Consider the following 2,449-nt stretch of genomic DNA (forward strand, 5'->3'; position numbering starts at 1 on the left):
AGCAGGCTGCCGGAGACCGCGACGCCGCCGATCAGCGCGAGCGCGAAGCCGCGCTCGGCCTTCGGGAGCCAGCGGCTGGCCGTGCGGCTCGCGGCGGGGAAGGCCGGGGCCTCGGCGGCGCCGAGGACGAGGCGGATGAGCAGCAGGCCGACGAACCCGCCCGCGAGCGGGGTCAGCGCGGTGCACAGCGAGAACAGCAGGATCGCGGTGAGCAGGACCTTCCGCGTCCCGAAGCGGTCCACCAGCGGGCCGGACAGGAAGGCGAAGACCATGTAGCCGATCGCGAAGACGCTCGACACCACGCCGTACTCGGCGGTCGAGATCCCGAATTCCTTCTGCAGTGGCGTGATCGCGTACGAGATCGCGCTGCGGTCGATGTAGTTGATGACGATGAGGGCGACGATCAGGGAGATCGTGGCCCAGCGGAATCGGGTCGGCATGGGCTTCACCTGTCGATGGATGGTCGTTCCGCTGACGGAAACGGCCGACGAATGGTGTGGGTCGAAGAATGGCGGAATCGACCGGAGAAGGTCAAGGTCACCGGTCACGGCCTCGTGAACAATCAGCGAATCGTTCCCATCAGCGGAACGAGTCAGGACGTCAGGGCCGCCGCGAGCCGTGCGCCCAGGTCCGTGGGGCGGCCGCCGTCCCGCAGGGCCCAGACGAGCCGGGCGAGCTCGGCGGCGCGGTCGGCGCCCACGGAACGGGCGGCGTTGCCCGCGAACTTCGTCTCGTGCTCGGCCGCCGAGAGCGGGCGCCCGGGCCCGCCGCGGTTCTCGCGGACCCGCTCGGTGACCGTCTCCCCGTTCCGCAGGTGCGCGGTGAGCACGGCCGGGAACTGCCGGGGGAAGCCGGCGGTCGCCTCGTCGTCGGCGACGACCTCGACGCGGGCGGCCAGCGCGAGCCGGTCCGGGTCGGCGGCGGCGGCGTCGGTGAAGTCGGCGTGGAAGACACCGAGGCCGTCGCGGTCCCCGAGGAAGGCCGCGGCGACGGTGTAGGGCCCGCTGAACGCCGCGTGGTAGCCCGACGTCGGGTGGATCTTCTGCTCGCGCGGTTCGGCGATCGTGCGCAGCACCGGCGCGGGCGCACCCAGGACGAGCCGCTCGACGTCGTCGGGACGGATCCCGCGGTCCCGCAGCGCGAGGGCCGCGTCGATGCCGGCCTGGGTGAAGTGGTTGCACGGGTAGGGCTTGAAGAAGATGCCCGGGGTCTCCCAGTGCTCGCCGAGGCCCTCGGTGACGGCCTCGATCCGCACGCGGTCACCGCAGAACGCGCGCAGGAACCCGAAGCCGCCCTCGAGCACCGTCGGGGGGCCGGTGAGGCCGTGGCGGGCGAGGTCGGCGGCCGCGACGCCGGCGTGGGCGGCCCACCCGCAGTGCACCCGCTTGATCGTCCCGCCGGTGCGGTTGGCCTCGATGACCCCGCTGCCCATGCTCGCGGCGATCCCGATCGCCGAGGTGAGTTCCTCGGCGTCGAGCCCACGCAGCATCGCGGCGGCGAGCGCGGCCCCGACGGCCCCGCAGATCGCCGTCGCGTGCTGGCCCCACTCGAAGAAGACCGACGTGCCCGCGGCCTCGTCGTATCCGGCCATGCCGAGGCGGCAGGTGAGCTCGACCCCGACGGTGGCCGCGTCGAGGAACGCGGGCCCGCTCGCCCCGGTCGCCTCGGCCACGGCGAACGCGGCCGGGAGCACCGCCGACGACGGGTGCAGCACCGACGGTAGGTGGGTGTCGTCGAAGTCGAGGCTGTGGGCGAGCGTGCCGTTGACCAGCGCGGCCGAGGGCGCGGGCAGCCGGCCGCCCGTGGCGAAGGAGGTCGCGGCGCCGGTGCCGCCCCAGTCGTCGACGACGGCGGAGACGATCCGGCCGGGTGCCTCGGCGCGGGCGGCGAGGCAGTTGCCGAGCAGGTCGACGGTGCGGGCGGCCATGTCGTCGCGCAGCTCGGTGGGCAGGCCCTCGGCGGCGACGCGGGCGGCGAGGTCGGCGACCTGCTGCGCGGGGGTGCGGTCGGTCGTGGCGCGAGGGGAGGATTCGGTCGCTCTATCCGCCCAAGGGCTCCCCTCGCGCGTGGTCGGGGTGGAGGTCACGCGAGCACCGCCACCGGGCGCACGGGCGAGCCGGTGCCGCCGACGATCCGCAGCGGCGCCATGACGAACAGGAACTCGCCCAGCCCGGCCGCCGACGCCTCCTCGAGCGCGAGGTGCTCGACGATGTGGATGCCGTGCTCGACGAGCAGGATCCGGTGCACGGGCAGGACGCGGTGCCCGGCGCCCGGCGGGATGCGCTCGAACGCGGTGGTGTCCGCCCCGGCCGCGACCACACCGCGCTCGGCGAGCCAGCGGGCGCCGTCCTCGGTCACCCCGGGGACGCCGTCGGCCTGGCCGAGGTAGGTGGACGCGTCGTCGAAGTGGCGGGCCCACCCGGTGCGCACCAGCGCGACGTCGCCGCGG

At 74.5% G+C, this 2,449-nt stretch carries 3 protein-coding genes; all 3 read right to left on the reverse strand.

Annotated elements, in window-relative coordinates:
* Window positions 1–440, reverse strand: a 440-nt coding sequence (locus tag AC0CYZ_RS00595; RefSeq protein ID WP_472211019.1) for an MFS transporter, incomplete at its 3' end; no start/stop codon positions are given.
* 152 nt (window positions 441–592) lie between these two features.
* Window positions 593–2,086, reverse strand: coding sequence for an MmgE/PrpD family protein (locus tag AC0CYZ_RS00600; protein WP_472211022.1), 1,494 nt, complete (start codon window positions 2,084–2,086; stop codon window positions 593–595).
* On the reverse strand, window positions 2,083–2,449 hold a 367-nt coding region (locus AC0CYZ_RS00605), incomplete at its 5' end, for a cyclase family protein (protein ID WP_472211025.1). The genes AC0CYZ_RS00605 and AC0CYZ_RS00600, both read right to left, overlap by 4 nt.

The sequence above is a fragment of the Actinomycetospora sp. genome, from assembly GCF_055612215.1.